The sequence below is a fragment of the Cellulomonas septica genome (assembly GCF_012396155.1).
In the GTDB taxonomy this organism is placed as follows: domain Bacteria; phylum Actinomycetota; class Actinomycetes; order Actinomycetales; family Cellulomonadaceae; genus Cellulomonas; species Cellulomonas septica.
Genome location: NZ_JAAXOY010000802.1, coordinates 1 through 1,411, shown reverse-complemented (window position 1 = coordinate 1,411; position 1,411 = coordinate 1). Strand labels below are relative to the sequence as shown.

Annotated in this window: 2 protein-coding genes; both read left to right on the top strand. The window is 77.0% G+C overall.

Annotated features, from left to right (window positions below; genetic code table 11):
- A partial coding sequence (locus HGA02_RS19305) for a YciI family protein (protein WP_484482059.1) occupies window positions 1–293 on the top strand: 293 nt, incomplete at its 5' end.
- Window positions 290–1,411, top strand: a 1,122-nt coding sequence (locus HGA02_RS19300; RefSeq protein ID WP_168681008.1) for an RNA polymerase sigma factor, incomplete at its 3' end; no start/stop codon positions are given. The genes HGA02_RS19305 and HGA02_RS19300, both read left to right, overlap by 4 nt.

Here is a 1,411-nt window from a genome sequence, read left to right as displayed (position 1 = left end):
CCCTCGCCGCGCTCCTCGCACCTCCGCGCGCACCGCGCGACGACCTCGCCGCGCTCGCCGCCGTCCTCGGCGTCACGACCGTGCTCGACGAGACGCTCGGCTCCCCCGACGTCGCGACGACCGTCCGCTCCCGCGCGGAGGGCCTGACCCTCACGGACGGGACGGCCGCCGCGCCCGACGGACCGCTCGTCGGGCTGCACGTCCTCGACGCCCCCGACCTCGACGCGCTCGTCGACGTCCTCACGCTGCTGCCCGCCGGCACGTTCGAGGTGCACCCGGTGGTGGCCGCATGACCACCGGCGGCGCAGCGGCGGACCGGTCCCGGGGTGCGGCCCCTGGTGCGACGACCGAGCAGCAGGCCGCCGACGCGGTCGCCGAGGCGTGGCAGCAGCACTGGTCACGCCTGATCGCCCTGGTCATCGGCCAGTACGCGCGGCCGGACCTCGCGGAGGACGCGGTGTCCGACGCGTTCGAGTCCGCGGCCCGACGCTGGCCGCTCGACGGCGTCCCCGCCAACACCGGCGCCTGGCTGCTGACCGCCGCACGTCGACGGGTCCTCGACCGCCTGCGCACCGAGTCGGTGCAGCGGCGCAAGGCGCCGCTCATGGTCGTCGACGACGAGATGCGCGCGGCCGCGTCGGCCGCCGTCGACCCCGGCGCGCACGTCGCCGACGAGCAGCTCCGGCTCCTCTTCGCGTGCTGCCACCCGGCGATCGCCCCCGACGACCGCGTCGCGCTCACGCTGCGGTTCGTCGTCGGGCTGTCGACCGCGGAGATCGCCCGGCTGCTGCTCGTGCAGGAGTCCGCGATGGCGGCGCGGCTGACGCGCGCGAAGAAACGCCTCGCCGCGTCCGGCATCCCCTTCGCGACGCCGCCGGCCGACCGGCTCGACGAGCGCCTCGACGTGGTCGCGACCGTCGTCTACCTGACCTTCACGTCGGGCTACCAGCCGGGTGCGGGCGACGTCCCGCTGCGCGTCGACCTGGGTGACGAGGCGATCCGCCAGCTCCGCGTGCTCGACGGGCTGCTCCCCGACCGCGCGGTCGTCCGCGCGCTGCTCGCGCTGCTGCTGCTCCAGCACTCCCGCCGCGACACCCGCCTCGACGCCGACGGCGCGCTCGTCCTGCTCCCCGACCAGGACCGCAGCCGCTGGCGCCACGACGACATCGACGAGGCCCTCACGCTCCTGTCCACCCTCACCCCCGAGGTCGCCCCCGCGGACGGCCCGGGTAACCGCACGACCCACGGCCCGACCGGCGGGACGAGCGACGGCCCGGCCGGCCGTACGACCGCTGCGCCCGGTCCGCGCCCGCCGATGACCCGTCTCGCCCGCGAGTACCTGCTGCAGGCGCTGGTCGCCGCCGAGCACGCCACCGCGCCGACGTCGGGGGCGACCCGCTGGGACGTCGTC